A 16992-nucleotide genomic window follows, 5' to 3' on the forward strand; every position below is an offset into this window, starting at 1 on the left:
GACGCGACCGCGAGACTCCTGGAGGGGCCGTGCACCTCGAATACACGCCTGAACAGCAGCAGTTGCGCGCCGAACTGCGTACGTACTTCGCCGGACTGGTGCCCGACAACGCCTACGCGCGCTACGCCGACCCCTCCTCCCAGAAGAACTTCTACCGCGAGACGATCCGGCGCCTCGGTACCGACGGCTGGCTCGGCGTCGGCTGGCCGACGGAGTACGGCGGACGCGGCCTGTCCCCGATGGAACAGTTCATCTTCTTCGACGAGGCCGCCCAGGCGGGCGTTCCGCTGCCGCTGATGGCCCTCAACACCGTCGGCCCGACGATCATGCAGTTCGGTACCGACGAACAGAAGGACTACTTCCTGCCGAAGGTCCTCGCCGGCGAGATCGACTTCGCGATCGGATACAGCGAACCCGACGCGGGCACAGACCTCGCCGCGCTCAAGACCCGGGCCGTGCGCGACGGCGACGACTATGTCGTCAACGGGCAGAAGATCTGGACGACCAACGGCGACACAGCCGACTGGGTCTGGCTCGCCGTCCGCACCGACCCGGACGCCCCGCCCCACAAGGGCATCACCATGCTCCTCGTCCCGACGAGCGACCCCGGCTATTCCTGCACCATCATCAACACCCTCGCCTCGCACGACACCACCGCCAGCTACTACGAGAACATCCGCGTCCCCGTCTCCCGCCGCGTCGGCGACGAGAACAAGGGCTGGCGGCTCATCACCAACCAGCTCAACCATGAACGCGTCACCCTCGCCGCCCACGGCACCATGGCCATCCGCGCCCTCCACAACGTCCAGCACTGGGCGGCGGACACCCGGCTCACCGACGGCCGCCGCGTCATCGACCTCGGCTGGGTCCGCGCCCTCCTGGCCCGCACCCACACCAGGCTCGACGCCATGAAACTCCTCAACTGGCAGATGGTGTCCGCGGTCCAGAACGGAACCCTCACCCCGCAGGACGCCTCCGCCGTCAAGGTCTACGGCTCCGAGGCACGCCGCGACGCCTACGCCTGGCTGATGGAGGTCGTCGGCTCGGCGGGACCGCTGAAGGAAGGGTCGGCGGGCGCCGTACTGCACGGCGAACTCGAACGCGGATACCGGTCCGCGGTCATCTTCACCTTCGGTGGCGGCAACAATGAGATCCAGCGGGAGATCATCTCGTGGATCGGCCTGGGCATGCCGCGCGTACGGCGGTGAGCGGTCCTTGTCCGGCGTCCCGGTCTCAGGCCGGGGCGGTCAGGGCGACGGCGGTTTTCTCCTTGAGGACGTCGTTGAGGACGTCGTTCAGGTGCCGCAGGCCCGGGCAGCCGGCTGTGCAGACGGTGTGACCGGGCGGGACGGGGCTGGAGCTTCAGCCCGGTCACAGCGCATCCTGTGGGTGCATACGGCATACGTATGTACGCCGCCGAGCGGGAGGTGCGAGCGGACATGATGGACGCCGACCCGGGGCTCTTCGGGCCCGAATCCGTCACCTGGCAGATGCATGGCGACCCGATGATGTGGGTCGCCGGAGTGCGTGCGCTCTACCTCCAGGCGCTGCACCCGCGCGCCGTACGCGGCGTCATGCAGAACTCCGACTTCCGCAAGGACGCCTGGGGGCGGCTGATGCGTACGGCCGGCTTCGTCGGCACGATCACGTACGGCACCACCGAAGCGGCCGAGAAGGCGGGAGCCAGGGTCCGCAGGATCCACCGGCTCCTCGAGGTCACCGACCCGGTGACCGGGGAGAGGTACGGCGTCGACGATCCCGAGATGCTGCTGTGGGTGCACTGCGCCGAGGTCGACTCCTACCTCCAGGTCGAACGCCGCTCCGGCTTCCCGCTCACCGACGCCCAGGCCGACCGCTACATCGACGAGCACCGCCACAGCGCGCGTCTCGTCGGCCTCGACCCCGCCGACGTGCCGGCCACCACCGCACAGCTCGCCGCCTACTTCGAACGGGTGCGGCCACAACTCGCTGCATCCCCGGAGGCGTTGGACGTGGACGACTTCCTGCGCCGTCCACCCGTTCATCCGCTGCTCGTACCGGCGCGCGCACTGGTGTGGCGGCACGTCGCGGCACTCGCCTACCAGTCACTGCCCCCGTACGCCCATGAGCTCTACGGCAGACCCGTGGGACCCGTGCGCAGCGTCGACCGCCGCCTGCGCACCGCCGGAACCGCCCTGCGCTGCATTCCCTCCCGGCTCCGCTGGCAACTCCCGCCCGGTCACATTCTGAACGCGATGGCCCGACTCGGTCCCGGCAGCCGCCCCACCCCGTACAAACTGCGCAGCCAGGCCGCCATACTGGACGGGCCGGGGAGGGCACAGAGCTAGGCGAAGCGACGGGGGCGACAGCAGGCGATGGCGGACACCAGGCTGATCCAGAGCCGGTACCGACTGCTCGATCTGATCGGGCGCGGAGGCATGGGCGAGGTGTGGCGCGCTCGCGACGAGTCGCTCGGCCGCCACGTGGCCGTCAAATGCCTCAAGCCGATGGGGCCCCAGCACGACCAGTCCTTCACCCGCATCCTGCGCGAACGCTTCCGCCGCGAGGCCCGTGTCGCCGCCGCGCTCCAGCACCGCGGCGTCACCGTCGTCCACGACTTCGGTGAGCACGAGGGCGTTCTGTACCTGGTGATGGAACTCCTCGACGGCCGTAACCTCAGCCAGCTCCTGGAGGACAACAAGCAGCATCCGCTGCCGGTGCCCGACATCGTCGACATCGCCGAACAGGTCGCCGACGCCCTCGGCTACACCCACCAGCAGGGGATCGTGCACCGCGACCTCAAGCCCGCCAACATCATGCGGCTGGCCGACGGCACGGTGAAGATCTGCGACTTCGGCATCGCCAGGCTCGGCCACGACATCGGCTTCACCTCCCGCCTCACCGGTACGGGCATCGCCATGGGCACCCCGCACTACATGTCGCCCGAGCAGATCAGCGGTGGCCATGTCGACCACCGCAGCGACCTCTACTCACTGGGCTGCGTCCTGTACGAGATCGCCACCGGAGCACCGCCGTTCGACCTCGAAGACGCCTGGGCCGTGCTCGTCGGACACCGTGACACCCAGCCCGAGCCACTGCGCACCCACCGGGCCGAACTCCCCGGATTCTTCGACCGCGTCGTCCTGGAACTGCTGGCCAAGACCCCGGAGGAGCGGCCCGTCGACGCGGGCGACCTGCGCCAGCGGATCGCGGTCGGCCGCACCGGCGAGCAGCCGCAGCTCCAGCCTTCGGGACAGGTACGGCTCGCGCCGCCCGTTCCCGTCGTGCGGCCCGGGCAGGAGCTGCCGGCCTGGACCCGCGGCATGACCACCGGACACAAGGCGTCCGGCGCCCTCGGGCTCGCGCCGCCCGACCACTTGGCGGACCTCACCGGCGAGTGGACCACCGGCACCGACATGCGATACCTCACCGGAGAACTGCCACAGGTCAGGGCCGAGCGGCCGACCCCATCGCCGGAACTGCTCTCCATCCTCGCCAACCGGCACAGCGCGGGCCTCAACCTCGGCAGGCTCGGCCACTGGGAGGAGGCCGGCGAAGTGCACCGTGCGGTCGCCGCCGAACGCGAGCACGCCCTCGGCCGCGACCACCCCGACACCCTCTCCAGCCGGTACGAGGTCGGCTTCACCCTCAGCCGCACCGGGCGCGCGTCGGACGCCCTGCGGGAGTTCGGCCGCGTCGCCCAGGGGCGCGAACGCACCCTGGGACCCGACCACCCGGAGACCCTCGCGGCCCGCCAGGAGATGGCGTACGTCCTGGGCCAGCTCGGCCGGCACTTCGAGGCCCATCAGGTGTACGCGACGGTCCTCGCCTCCAGGGAACGGTCGATGGGCCCCGACCACCCCGACACCCTGCGCTGCCGCCACAACCTCGCCTTCAACCTCAGCAGGCTCGGACGCCTGGAGGACTCGTACCGGATGGCCAGGGACGTGGCGTCGGCCCGTTCCCGCCTGCTCGGTGCCGACCACCCCGACACCCTGGTCACGCTCTACGAAGTGGCGTACACGCTCGGCCGGCTGGGACGCTGGACGGAGGCCCTGCAGACCTACCGCGAAGTCGCCCAGGCCCGGTCGAGGTCGCTCGGCGCCGACCATCCCGACACGCTCTCCGCCCGCTACGAGGTCGGCATCAGCCTCGGCCGCCTGGGGCGCAGCGCGGAGGCCCTGGAGCTCTACCGCGCCCTCGTCGACGACCGGACCGGAGTGGGCGGTCCCGCCGACCCCGAGACCCTCCGTGCCCGCCACGGCCTGTGCGTCAATCTGGGCCGCCTCGCCCGCTGGGAGGAAGCGCTCGCCGAGGCGCGCGACGTGTGCGCGGTCCGCGAACGGGTCCTGGGCCCCGACCACCCCGATACCCTCGTCAGCCGCCGCGAGGTCGCCGTCGGCCTCGGCTGGCTCGGCCGCTGGGCCGACGCCCTCGCCGTCTACCGCCAGGTCGCCGCGGCCCGCGAACGGGTCCTGGGCGCCGACCACCCCGACACCCTCGCCGCCCGCAACGACGAGGCACACTGCCTGGAGCAGCTCGGCCGGGGACCGGAGGCCGTGGAGCTGTACCGCAGGGTCGCGGCGCTGCGCCGCGGGCGGGGAGCGCCGTCGCACCGACCGGACGCCACAGCCTCTGGTCAGGGGTGATCGTCCCGTGCTACGAAGGGTCATGCCCGCACCCGACAGCTATGACGCAGTGATCGTGGGCGGCGGCCACAACGGTCTGGTCGCCGCCGCCTACCTCGCCCGCGCCGGGCAGTCCGTCCTGGTCCTGGAACGCCTCGCCACCACCGGCGGAGCGGCCGTTTCGGCCCGCCCCTTCGACGGGGTCGACGCCCGGCTGTCGCGCTACTCGTACCTCGTGTCCCTGCTGCCGCAGAAGATCGTCCGCGATCTCGGCCTGGACTTCGCCGTACGCAAGCGGACCGTCTCCTCGTACACCCCGACCGTGCGCGGCGGCCGCGCCACCGGGCTGCTCGTCGGCGGGGACCGCACCCGGGAATCCTTCGCCGCACTCACCGGCTCGGACCGGGAGTACGAGGCGTGGCAGCGCTTCTACGGCATGACGCGACGCGTCGCCGAGCGGGCCTTTCCGACACTCACCGAACCTCTGCCGACGCGGGACGCGCTGTGTGAGCGGATCGGTGACACGACGGCCTGGCGGACACTCTTCGAGGAGCCCATCGGTGTCGCCGTCGAGAAGAACTTCCATGACGACCTCGTACGCGGAGTCGTTCTCACCGATGCCCTGATCGGCACCTTCGCCGATGCGCACGATCCGTCCCTGCTCCAGAACCGCTGCTTCCTCTACCACGTCATCGGCGGCGGTACCGGCGACTGGGACGTCCCGGTCGGCGGCATGGGCGCGCTCACCGACGCCCTCGCCCGTGCCGCCCGCGAGGCCGGCGCTCAGATCCGCGTACGGCACGAGGCGACCCGTATCGAGACCGACGGAACACGGGCCGAGATCACCGTCCGCTCTCCCGAGGCGGAACACGTCGTCACGGCCCGCAAGGTCCTCGTCAACGCCTCGCCGCAGGCGCTCGCAGTCCTCCTCGGGGACGAGCCGCCCACCCCGGCGGAGGGCGCGCAGCTGAAGGTGAACATGCTGCTCACCCGGCTGCCCCGACTGCGTGACCGCTCGGTCGACCCGCGCGAGGCCTTCGCCGGCACGTTCCACATCGCCGAGGGGTACGGGCAGCTCGCCGACGCCTACCGGGACGCGGCGGCGGGCCGGCTGCCCGCCGCCCCGCCGTCCGAGATCTACTGCCACTCGCTGACCGACCCGTCGATCCTCGGCCCCGACCTCGCCGCCCGCGGCTACCAGACCCTCACCCTCTTCGGACTGCACACGCCCGCCCGGCTCTTCGCCGCCGACAACGCGGCGACGCGCACCGAGCTGCTGACGGCCACGCTCGCCGAACTCGACGCGCACCTGGACGAGCCGATCACCGACTGCCTGGCACGCGACGAGAACGGCGAGCTGTGCATCGAGGCCAGGACACCGCTCGACCTCGAACAGGATCTGCGGCTGCCCGGCGGCCACATCTTCCACCGGGACCTCGCCTTCCCGTACGCCACCGAATCCACCGGCCGGTGGGGTGTGGAGACGGCGCACGCCAATGTGCTGCTGTGCGGGGCGGGCGCCGTACGCGGCGGTGGGGTCAGCGGGGTTCCCGGCCACAACGCCGCGATGGCGGCGCTGGGCCGGTGACCGGGCTGGGCTATCGACCGAAGACGCCGCGCAGCGCGCCGAGCTTGCGCGGCAGGTCGTACTCCGCGCCGCCCTCGTGCCCGTTGTACGTGAACACCTCGATCTCGGCCGGACCCGCATAGCGGTGATACGCGGCGAACACCGTGGACGACGGGCAGATCCTGTCCATCAGACCGACCGAGAACCACGCCGGGGCGTTCGCCCGTGCCGCGAAGTTGACCCCGTCGAAGTAGGACAGGGTCTCCATCGCCTCGTCGATCCGGAAGCGGTGCCCGGACAGCCAGCGGGCGATCTCCGCGTACGGTCCGGCGTCCGTGATCTGCGAGGCTCGCCGGTAGTGGCAGAGGAACGGCACATCGGCGACGGCCGCCACGATGTCGTCCCGCAGCCCGGCGACGGCCAGGGCGAGCCCACCGCCCTGGCTGCCCCCGAGCACCGCGACCCGGGACGAGTCCACCGCCTCATGGGCCTTCGCCGCGTCCACCGCCCGCACCGCGTCCGTGATCAGCCGCCGGTAGTAGTGGCGGTACGGGTCCTCGATGCCGCGGGTCAGGAAGCCGGGCGAGGACGAGCCGTGCCCGTCGGGGCCGATGTCAGGGGTGTCCGCGGTGTTCTTGCCGCCGCCGCCCTGGCCCCGGTTGTCCATGACCAGATGCGCGTAGCCGAGTGCGCTCCAGGTCAGCCAGGAGTACGGAATGCCCCGGCCGCCGTTGTAGCCGATGTACTGCACCACGGCGGGCAGCGGACCCGAGCGTGCCTTCGGCAGCATCAGCCATGCCTTCACGGGCTGCCCGCCCCAGCCGCGGAACGTCACATCGAGTACATCGACGGTCGCGAACCCGGCGTCGTACGGGACGAACTCGGCGTCCAGGGGGTGGCGGACCGTCTCGGTGAGCGTCTTCTCCCAGAAGGCGTCGAAGTCGGCCGGCTCCTCCGGTTCCGGCCGGTAGTCGCGCAGCCGGTCCAGATCCATGTCGAACAGCAAGGGTCTAGCTCCTCTTCAGGGTGAGGTTGAGGGTTGCACCGTGGCGTTCAGCGGTCTCGGCGGTGATCCGGATGCCGTTGCCGGTGGGGACGGCGCTGACACCCGGATCGGCACAGACGACGGCCAGACCGCGCTGCGCCAGGTCCAGGACCACCGAGGACCGCAGCTGCGTCGGGTCGGACAGTGACACCTTCACCGTCTTTCCGTCCGGTCGTACGAGCACCGAGGCGGGACCGTCCGATGCCAGGTTCTGCGCGGTGCCCGCGGTCCAGAAGTTCGCGGCGACCAGTCCGTCCGCGCAGCGGCGTACCGCATGCACGGCGGTGGAGCGGGCGATCAGCTTCACCGGAGGCGCGGACGACCACTGCTTCGTACGCTCGGCGGAGGCCGCCGGGGCCTGCAGCCAGAAGTAGCCCGCCCCGCTCGGTGCGGTGCCGTGGTCCTGCCACAGCGTCAGATACGGGCGGGTGACCGGGGTGTCCGTGCCGTACTTGAGGTTGATCTCGCGCCAGGTCGCGGTGCGGTCCTCACGCAGGCCGTGGAGCGTGGCGGGCTCGGGGAAGATGTAGCCGCCGGTCCCGGCGACATGCAGCCACCGCACCTGGTCGAGCTCTGCCGACCAGCCGGCGGCCGTGGGCGCGGCCGTGCCGTTGACGAGCAGGGCCGCCTTCGGGTCGCGGAGCTTCCGGTTCTCCACGACCGTCTCGGCCGTGCCCGCGTCGGAGGTGATGCCCGAGCCGACACAGGCGATCACATCGTCCAGGCAGAACCAGCTCTTCAGCCCGTGCAGCGAACTTCCGTACGCGCGCAGCTCCATGCCGTATGCACCGAGTGTCGTCCCGGGCAGTGCGGTGCCGCCCGCCCAGTCAGCCGTACTGGTGGTGCGCTGTCCCGCCGCGTCCGCGGGCCGGCCGGCGACGACGGTGGTGCCGGGCAGCCGGGTCGGGTCGACGGTCGGCCAGTAGTCCTCGCTGTAGTGCCCGAGGTCGTCGGTGTAGAGCAGGACCATGCCGTCGGACAGGTGCCAGGCGTGCAGATTCTCGTTCTGGATCGACTCGTAGTTGTAGATCCGGGACGAGTACGCGGAGATTCCCACCGCGAAGGAGGGCCGGTGGTGGGCCGCCTTGTCCATCCGCGGGTGCTGCTTGTGCGCGACGAGCGGACCACGCGCAGGGACCGGGGAAGCGATGACCTGCCGGGCGGCGACGAGCGAGGCGAGGTCGGTGACGGCCAGGAAGTCCCGGTAGGTGTCCTCGGCGATCCACTGCTTGACCAGGGCGGTGAACCGGTCGGCCGTCTCGCCGGGGAAGCTCGGGATCAGTCGCACCACCGCCTCGATGACCGTCTGCGCCGAGACATGGCCCTGCTTGCTGGGGCGGGCTATCTCGCGCCCGCACACCGATGCCATCACATCGCCGCGCGCCAGCAGCGGGTCGAAGCCGTCGTCGATCCAGCTGCGGACGTTGTCGAGATCGGGGTCGGTGACCGTCCACGCCGTACCCGCGAGCAGGTTCAGCAGCCGGGAGAGGTTGTTCAGCAGCTCCTTGCCGTACCCCCCGTTGTACGGGTGCTTGTAGTGCTGGAGGAACGAACCGTCGGAGTAGAAGCCCTCGCCGGTACCCTCCGCCGCCGCGCCCTCGTCGTTGAAGGCGAGGACACTGTTGGCACCCGAACCCTCGACGTCCGAAAGAGCGTCACGGACCCGGGCCAGATCGTCGCCGCTGTCGCTGAGCACGGCGTTGACGGCGACGACGGTGGAGATCCACACCCGGTTGGCGCCGGTCGCGATCTGCCGGTCGGCCCGCCAGAGGTTCGGGTCGGGCGTGTAGTGCCGGACAGCGGTGTTGATCCGGCCCAGACGCTCCGTCCCGAGCGCGCCGTACAGCAGCACGGACGCGTCGTTGAGGGCGAGCGCGGAGCCGATCTCCCAGTCCCAGTCGTTGTCGAACCGGGTGTGGCCGGGGCCGTACCGGTTGGTCAGCATCCAGTCGATGCCCGCCAGCAGCAGATCGCGCAGCGCGGTGTCACCGTACTGAGGGGTGCCGGGCACGGCCCACGCGGTCGCGACCGTGGCGAGCCGCTTGAACGATGTCGTGACGTGGTTGGAGAGAGTGGTGCTGGTCAGATCGGGGAACAGCCCGTCGGTACGGGTCGGGTCGAGGCCCTTCGCCGAGGTGGTGGCGGCCTTGCCGATCCTGGCCACGGCCGCGGCGATCTGCGGGTCCGTCAGGTCGAGACCCGGGCCGCCGGTGAGCAGGGTGTGCCAGCGGGTGCGCAGGGAGGCGGCGTCATCGACGACGGCGTTCCTGGCCGCCGCGTGCGCGGTGGCCGCGGTGAGTGTGATCGGCAGGGCGGCGGCTGCGCCGAGCGCCGCCGCCCCGGCGAGAACGGTGCGCCGGGTGGCGCCCGGAGTGGTGCCTGGGTTCATGATGCGGCCCTCACAGAAGGTGTCGGCGGTCGACGGCCGCGGCCAGCGCGGCATGACCGGCGGGGTTGGGGTGCAGTCCGTCGCCGCTGTCGTACGCGTGCAGCATCCGCGACGGTTGTTCGGGGTCGTGCAGTGCCGCGTCGAAGTCGGCGACGGCGTCGAAGACCCGTCCGGTCCGGACCGCCGCGTTGACCTGCTGCCGTACCGCTTCCAGCTCCGGCGTCCAGCGGGTCCAGCCCCCGAACGGGGTGATGGTCGCGCCGACGACCCGCAGCCCGGCGTTACGGGCTCGAAGCACCAGCTGTCGGTACCCGGCAAGGACCCGCGCCGGATCGGTCTGGCTCGGCGGCTGCTGGAGGTCGTTGACACCGAGATGGACGAGTACGGTCCGCAGCCCCGGAAGCGACAGCACATCGCGGTCGAAGCGTGCCTGTCCGCTCGGCCCGAACCGGGCGTCGTCCAGCAGTACCCGGTTGCCGCTGATGCCGAGATTGGCGACGGCCGAACCAGGAAGGCGCCTGGCCAGTTGGTCGGGCCAGCGCAGATCGGCGTCGTCGGGTGTGCCGACGCCCTCCGCTATGGAGTCGCCGAGCACCGCGATCACCGGCCCGTGCGCACCCGTCACCTCGACACCTGTCAGCAGGAACACCGATGTGGTGCGCACGCCGTCGACGGTGTGCGAGGCATGGGTGTTGCGGTGGAAGGACAGCGGTCCCGTGGGGCCGGGGAGCCGGGTCTCCACCGCCAGAGCCGCCGCTTCGGTGGTACGCAGACCGGCGACCGGGTCACTGGTCAGCGAGGCGCCCGCAGCGATCCACGCCTGCCGCCGCCCACCGAACGTCACCGGCCGGCCGCCCGCCGTCACAGGGCCGATCAGGACCGGAACCGTGCCGAAGGCGTGCCCGTAGCGCAGCCGGACCGTTCCGCCCGCCGACAGCCGGACGTTGGCGGTGAACGTGCCGTCGGTCAGACCGGCGCTCGCCACCGTGTCGGTGGCGGTCGGCGCGGTCTGCGCGGTCGCCCAGGACGTCGTCCAGCGCGACCGGTCCATGCCGCTGTTCGACGCCTCGGCGGCCTGTGCGGCCCTCGGCGCCGTCGCGGCTACCGCCGCCAGCCCGGCCGCCGCCGTCAGTACCCCGCGTCTCGCGGGTCCCCGCCCGCTCACTGGGGGCACGCACCGGTCGGCGTGTACTCGCTGCCGTAGGTGCCGACCGAATCGCCACCGGTGTTGCCGCTCATCGTGTTGGTGCACACCGGACCCTGCGGCGTGCGCATGAACTTGATGCCGCCGCCCGCGTTACCGGTGATGGTGTTGCCGTAGACACTGGTGTCGATGCCGTCGGTCGCGGTGTCTCCGCCGAGCCGGATGCCCGCGCCGACATTGTCGTGAATGGTGTTGTAGCGGAAGATGTTGCCGCTGCCGCGCGCGTCCAGACCGCCGGAGCTGGAGTCCTTCTGACCGCTGCAGTCGTTGTACTCGACGTAGTTGTTGGTCGAGTTCTCCTTCACATCGACGCACTCATTGCCCTGGGTGACGATGGTGTTGTGGTGGATGCGGTTGTTCTTGCTGATGTCGGGGGCCGCGTCCGGGGCGCCGTTCGCCCCCTGCTGCTCGGGGGCCGTACCGAGGTAGATGCCCTCGCCGTTCTTGCCGCCGCCGCCGAACTTGAAGTCATTGACCCCGCAGTTGGTGATCGTGTTGTCGGAGATGTCGGCGCCGGTCACCAGATAGCGCACCCGCAGGCATTCGTCCGCGGCGTTCTTCAGCGTCATCCCGGTGATCCGCAGACCGCCCACACCATTGCCGGGAGTTGTGCTCATGACATAGATGAGCTTGAGGCGGTACCCCGACACATCGGTGGACGACCCGTGCAGCCCGTCCACGGTGAATCCGCTGAGCGTCGTCGAGTCGTGCTGCACCTGAATGATCCGGGCGTCGCCGGCCCCCTTGACCACGGCGTTCGACGGGCCGGTGATGGTGACTCCGGCGCGCTTGGTCACCACGTCCTGCTTGTAGGTGCCGGCGGCGAGGTTCACGACCGAGCCCGTCGGTGCCAGGTCGACCGCCTTCTGGATCGTGGCGAGCGGGGCGCTTGCCGACGTACCGGCGTTGGAGTCGCTGCCGGACGGCGACACGTAGTACGCGGTGGCGGCTTCGGCGGCCACGGACGTCGGGGGAAGGACGAGCGGGGCGCCTGCGGCAAGCGCGGCGACGAGAGTGGTGCGTAGTACACGGCTCATGGGGTGTGCCTCCTGGGGTCTGCGAAGGACAGAGCGAGTAGTACGGGGATGCTGGGGCCGAGGAGCAGGGGCCCCAGTGGTATGACAAGGGAGAGCAGCGCGGCGGAGATCACCGCGCCGAGCAGTGCGGTGCCACGGGCCGCGGACCCGAAGCCGAGGGCCAGCGCACCGCGCGACCAGGTGCGGACCGTCCCGTGCGGTGACCGGCCCGCCTCGGCCGCGAGCGCCACGTGATGGATGACCAGAGCGGCCGCGATGCCCACCTGCGCGGCGAGCAGTACGAACGTCCACGGCTCCGGACGGCCCAGCAGATAGAGGATGTCGGCGGTCAGGACGATCCCCGCCGCGGTGGACGCCAGGGAATGGCGCCACAGGGCTCGCCAGTACTGCGGGAAGGCGCTGAACGCGTTGGTGAAGCAGCGGCTGTCACCCTCCGCCCGCCATCGCTGCAGGGCGTGCCCCATCGTGGCGAGCGCGGGAAGCCAGGTCACGACACCGAGCGACAGCACGGTGAACGCGGCCCCGGCGGCGGCCGGGTAGGCCACGAACTCCAGCCGCCGCAGCAGCGTCGGCCAGCCGGACGAGAGGGTTGCCTGCATGATCAGCCGACCTTTCCTGTGTACGGCTCCGGGACATCGAGCAGCACGCGGCCGTCCAGTTCCAGCCGGGTGGCCGCCACCACATACGGGGCGCAGTTGTCGCCGCCCAGCAGTACCGCCGCCGCATCGGCCGAGACGGCGGTGGTACGGATGCGACGGGCGACGGGGGAGAGAAGCACGGTCTCCTCGCCGAAGGCGACGCCCTCGCCCTCCGCGCATACGACCCGCTCGGCGACGACCGGTCCGCCGCCCGGTGTGATCGCGGTGAGGAAGAGACCGTTCGACGTCCGCGCGGTCGTCGAACGCAGCGTGTGCAGCGTGCGGGTGAGGCGCAGCTCCGGCGTACTCGACGTCGGATTGGCCTCGACTTCCGTGGCCCCGGAGACTACGGAGCCGTCGAGCGGCGCGAACTGCCGCACCAGCGCCGAGGCCGCCCCGGACCGGATCAGCCGGCTGCCGTCCGGCTGCGGCTCGGTCGGCCGGTCGGTCTGGAGCAGGAACGTCCATTCCCGCTCCGCGTCCGCCTCGGCGAGGTCCAGCAGCACGAGCCGCCCCGACGGGGTGAACACCAGTGTCCGGTCCAGCCGCCGCACCCCGAGCCCGGGGTCGTACATCGCCCCGATCTCCGCCGTGGCATGCGCCCAGCCGCAGTCGTGGGCGGCGAGCACATCACGCTGCCGGGCCTGCCGCTCGTACGGGATGTCCTTGTAGACGTGGTAGCGGTCCTCGTCCGCGTACCCCTGACCGTCCACCAGCAGCAGGTTGTGGTGCGCGGCCCGCTTGCGGTTGCTGTAGCCCTCGTCGACCGCGAGGAACGCACCCTGCGAGACCAGCACGAACGAGCCCGAATCGGGGTGGTGGTGCCCCTGGTTGAGGGTCTCCCAGCCCCGCTCGGCCCGGTGCTTCGCCGACGTCTCCCACGCCTGGTGGCCACCTCCGGGACTTGCCTTGAACGAGACGAGCGTGGCGTCGTCGTCCCAGCCGGTACGGGCCGCGAGCAGACCGAGATCCGGGAAGAAGGCCCTGGTCTCGGTGGGGCGGGCGCCGGCCACGGACGGGTCGTACCAGAGGTATTCGAGGTAGGCCTCCGGCAGAATCCCGGGCCGCACCCCGCTCTCCGCGGCTTCCTGCCACAGCAGTTCACCCGAGGCGAGATCGCCCATCCACTGTGCCTCCGGGATGCCGTACTGGGCCGCGAGACGGTAGTACAGACCGGCGCTGTGCCCGCTGCGCCGGTCGTGGCAGTCGCCGTGGTCGACATTGAACGCGAAGCCGGGGGCGGTCTGGTGCAGCCGGTAGCGGAAGGTGCGGGAGAGGAAACCGCCCCGCCCCCACCAGTCGATGCCCTCCGCCTCCTGGAGGAGATCCAGATGGATGGCGAGGAAGGGCACGCCGTAGCGCCAGTACACGACACCTTCGGCGTGCGACCCGTCCTCGGGCATCAGATCGAGGACTGTGCCGAGGTTGTCCTTGGCACGCTCGGTCCACTCCTCCTTGCCCAGCACATATCCGGCCGTCGCCAGACCCGCGTAACAGATCCAGTTGTGGTTCTGCCAGTACGACGACGACCACCAGCCGCCCTCGCTCGCCACCGCGAACTCGTACATCCGTCGCCCCTGGAGCAGCAGCTTGTACCGCAGCAGCGCCCGCACCCCGTCCGGCAGATCGTCGCCGATCCACCGGTACGCGAGCGACAGATGGTGCAGCAGCCAGCCTGCGTCCAGATCGTGGTCCGGCATATGGGCCTTGCCCCAGTGCGGCAGCCGCACCGCGGCCTCGATCCAGCGGCGGCTCTCCGCCAGATGGGCCGGGTCGCCGCCGACCCGGTAGGCCAGCGCCGGGTTGGAGGCGGCCGGGCCCAGCCAGGTGATGCTGGCCAGGGGGTGCGTACGGGGCGGGGTCAGCCCGCGGTGGCGGGCGGCCTCCTCGTACAAACGCACCTCCTGCGCGAGGCGCGGACCGGGCGGCGGGGTCGCCGAGAGCAACAAAGGTCAGTCCTCCGTCCGGAACCGTGCGGTGCTGCCGTCGGTCAGCGCGACCGTCAGCAGTCCGTCACCGTCCAGCTGTACGCCGGTGACGGCAGGGCCCGCCGACGCCGCCTGATACACCGAGGCGAAGGTGATCCGGTCCGACTTCGCGGTGAAGTCGACCCGGGTACGCATGCACTGCGGATCGTCGGCCGGACCGGGGCCCGGCCGGGTGACCGGACGCACGGCCGCGCCGGGGGTGTGGGTGTGCCAGCCGTGCAGGGTCTCGTCGCCGTACCAGGTGGTGCGCACCGGACCCGCGGCCTGGAGCTGGATGTCCAGCGCGACACCGGGACGCAGCTGCGCGGTGAGCTGCCGCTCGTCCTCGGCTGTCACGGTCAGCAGGTCGACCAGATAGCTGTCGCCGAGTGCGACCTGCCGCACCGCACGCACACCTTCGTACGCCGTCGTCACCTCGGCCGTGACGCAGGAGCCGTCCGAGCCGAGCAGCTTCCCGGTGCACTCGGCCTGTTCCGCGTAGTCCACCCGGAAGGCGGGGTGCGCCTCGGTCGATGCATACAGATCACGGAACTCGGCGTGGGCGTAAGGCACTTGACCGGGGTCGGGTTGCCACGGGGTGGTGTCCCCGTACAGATACAGCGACAGTTTGTCGCGGTGCCCGTGCGAGCCGCCGTGCGGACCGAAGTCCAGCAGTGCGTGGACGCCCGCGTGGTGCAGCACCGCATAGCCGGCCGTCGGGAACACCGTGAGCGGACCGGGCGCGGGACGCTTCGGCAGCGGTGGCCCGGCGAACCAGCCGCCCAGCTCGCGGTCGAGTCCGTCGTCGTGGGCCCCGAGCTCGTCGCGGGCCCGCCCGGCCACCGAGTCGAGGGCGGGGGAGGGGAACAACTGCTGGGCCAGTGCTGCCAGTTCGAGCCATTCCAGAGCGAGTGGACGGCGCAGATACGGGCCGTCGTGCAGTGCCGGAAGGATGCCGCCCGGTGTGGCGATCGTCGTCAGTACGTCCGTCATCCCGGCCAGTACGTCCAGCACATCGGACGGAACGGCCGCGGGGTCGGTGCAGCGCAGCGCCAGCAGCGCGGCCCGCAGCACGAACCCGTGGTAGTAGGTGCTGCCCTCCCACTCCCACCCGTCGTCGGCGACCGCGACCCGCAGATGCGCATACAGCCCGTGCTCGCCCTCCAGCCACTGCTTCGCGCCGTCCCACTCCTGGCCACGGGCCGCCGCGGCGCCCCGACTCGCCGCCACACCGGCGGCGTTGAGCCACGCGGTGTAGTTGGAGGCGAGGTGGCCCTGACCGGTCAGCACGTCCCGGGCGTCCAGCGCAGCCCGCTCCAGGTCGTCGAGGAGCGGCAGCACCGCCGCCAGATGTTCCGTGGATTCCTCGGCGAGCGTGATCACGGTGTGCCCGATGTTGACCGCCCAGATGGCGTCGGTCAGCGCCTGATGGAAGAGCCGCCCGCGCAGCATCCAGGTCTGTGCTTCGCCGTGCCGCTCGGTGGCGAGCTCGGCGTACAGACCGGCGTATTCGACGAGCCGCTCTACCGCCTGAGCACGCTCGCCCCGGTGGGCGAGCACCCGCAGGTGCCGCGCCCACGCCTGGTGCGACAGCACCAGCCAGGCGCCGCGCACCGCCTCGTCGTCCACCCGGCAGCCGTACGCACACCGCGCACCGCCCGCCGGGAAGACCCCGGCGAGCAGATCACCGTGGTCGAGTTCCACACCGTGCGCCGGGCAGACGTACGCGTGCCACCAGCCGCCCCGCTCCCGGGCGATGTGCCTCAACGCGGCCACACGCCACCGTCGATGTCCACCGTGGTGGCGGTGAGGAAGCCGGACGACGGCGACGCCAGATGCACGACCGCCGCTGCGACATCCTCCGGGGTGCCGGCCCGGCCGACCGGGATGCCCGCCTCCATCGCCTGTTGCGCCTCGGGCGCGGTGAATGTGTCGTGGAAGGCGGTGCCCTTGATGAAGCCGGGCGCCACGGTGTTGACCGTGATGCCTGTGCCGCCGAGCTCCTTGGCCAGGCCCTTGGTGAAGCCGCGGACACCGGCCTTGGCCGCCGCGTAGGCGACCGAACCGGGGCCGCCGCCGTTGTGCGCGGCCAGCGAGGACATGGTGATGATGCGCCCGGCCGACGACTGCGTCAGCTGCGGCAGTGCGGCCCGCACGGTGCGGAAAGTCGACGTCAGATTGGTGGAGATGACCTGTTCGAAGTGGTCGTCGGACATCTCGGCGATCGTGGCCCGGCCGACCAGATGGCCCGCGTTGCAGACCAGGACGTCCAGGCCGCCGAGGAAGCCGGTCGCCTCCTCGACGAGCCGGTCCACATCGCCCGTCACGGTGACATCGGCCTTGAACGCCTTCGCCCTGCGGCCCAGTGCCTCGATCGCGGAGACCGTCTTCGCGGCCTCGTCGGCGGAGGAGTGGTAGTGGACGGCGACATCGGCGCCGGCCTCGGCAAGAGCGACGGCGATGGCGCGGCCGATTCCGTGGCCCGCCCCTGTCACCAGTGCGCGGGAGCCGTTGAGATCAGCAGACATGAAGTGAAAA

Annotated in this window: 12 protein-coding genes; 4 read left to right on the forward strand and 8 right to left on the reverse strand. The window is 71.1% G+C overall.

Translation table 11 applies throughout. The features are described 5' to 3' along the window. Window positions 1-29 precede the first annotated feature (29 nt). The 4 genes from NRF20_RS41115 (at window position 30) to NRF20_RS41130 (ending at window position 6195) form a co-directional block, all read left to right on the forward strand. The gene (locus NRF20_RS41115) at window positions 30-1208 is read left to right on the forward strand and encodes an acyl-CoA dehydrogenase family protein (protein ID WP_266364727.1); all 1179 of its coding nucleotides are present in this window, start codon (window positions 30-32) and stop codon (window positions 1206-1208) included. A 231-nt stretch (window positions 1209-1439) separates the two neighbouring features. Beyond that, the gene (locus tag NRF20_RS41120; RefSeq protein ID WP_413754670.1) at window positions 1440-2327 is read left to right on the forward strand and encodes an oxygenase MpaB family protein; all 888 of its coding nucleotides are present in this window, start codon (window positions 1440-1442) and stop codon (window positions 2325-2327) included. A gap of 27 nt (window positions 2328-2354) precedes the next feature. Further along, window positions 2355-4628, forward strand: coding sequence for a tetratricopeptide repeat protein (locus NRF20_RS41125; RefSeq protein WP_413754209.1), 2274 nt, complete (start codon window positions 2355-2357; stop codon window positions 4626-4628). 22 nt (window positions 4629-4650) lie between these two features. Continuing rightward, a complete protein-coding gene (locus NRF20_RS41130) occupies window positions 4651-6195 on the forward strand; it encodes a phytoene desaturase family protein (protein ID WP_413754210.1) in 1545 nt (514 codons plus the stop codon). 10 nt (window positions 6196-6205) lie between these two features. On the opposite strand, the gene NRF20_RS41135 is transcribed toward NRF20_RS41130, so the two are convergent. From NRF20_RS41135 to NRF20_RS41170, 8 genes are read right to left on the reverse strand one after another with little or no spacing between them, the layout of a single operon-like run. After that, window positions 6206-7180 (reverse strand): acetylxylan esterase, encoded by a 975-nt coding sequence (locus NRF20_RS41135; RefSeq protein WP_398629418.1) that lies wholly within the window; start codon window positions 7178-7180, stop codon window positions 6206-6208. 4 nt (window positions 7181-7184) lie between these two features. Next, entirely contained in the window at window positions 7185-9608 is a 2424-nt protein-coding gene (locus NRF20_RS41140) for a polysaccharide lyase 8 family protein (protein WP_413754211.1), read from the reverse strand. Window positions 9609-9618: 10 nt separating this feature from the next. Then, entirely contained in the window at window positions 9619-10773 is a 1155-nt protein-coding gene (locus NRF20_RS41145) for an SGNH/GDSL hydrolase family protein (protein WP_413754212.1), read from the reverse strand. Beyond that, window positions 10770-11849 carry a DUF1565 domain-containing protein gene (locus NRF20_RS41150; RefSeq protein WP_398629415.1) on the reverse strand — a complete coding sequence of 360 codons (1080 nt, stop codon included), beginning with the start codon at window positions 11847-11849 and terminating at the stop codon, window positions 10770-10772. Before NRF20_RS41150 ends, NRF20_RS41145 begins: the two co-directional genes overlap by 4 nt. Further along, the gene (locus NRF20_RS41155) at window positions 11846-12448 is read right to left on the reverse strand and encodes a DUF624 domain-containing protein (RefSeq protein ID WP_413754213.1); all 603 of its coding nucleotides are present in this window, start codon (window positions 12446-12448) and stop codon (window positions 11846-11848) included. Before NRF20_RS41155 ends, NRF20_RS41150 begins: the two co-directional genes overlap by 4 nt. A 2-nt stretch (window positions 12449-12450) precedes the next feature. Beyond that, window positions 12451-14388, reverse strand: coding sequence for a hypothetical protein (locus NRF20_RS41160; protein ID WP_398629413.1), 1938 nt, complete (start codon window positions 14386-14388; stop codon window positions 12451-12453). A 51-nt stretch (window positions 14389-14439) separates the two neighbouring features. Further along, the gene (locus NRF20_RS41165) at window positions 14440-16230 is read right to left on the reverse strand and encodes a heparinase II/III family protein (protein ID WP_413754214.1); all 1791 of its coding nucleotides are present in this window, start codon (window positions 16228-16230) and stop codon (window positions 14440-14442) included. Beyond that, the gene (locus NRF20_RS41170; RefSeq protein ID WP_398629411.1) at window positions 16218-16982 is read right to left on the reverse strand and encodes an SDR family NAD(P)-dependent oxidoreductase; all 765 of its coding nucleotides are present in this window, start codon (window positions 16980-16982) and stop codon (window positions 16218-16220) included. The genes NRF20_RS41165 and NRF20_RS41170 overlap by 13 nt, the downstream gene beginning before the upstream one ends. Window positions 16983-16992 lie beyond the last annotated feature (10 nt).

Source organism: Streptomyces sp. R-74717 (assembly GCF_047305335.1).
Taxonomy (GTDB): Bacteria; Actinomycetota; Actinomycetes; order Streptomycetales; family Streptomycetaceae; genus Streptomyces; species Streptomyces atratus.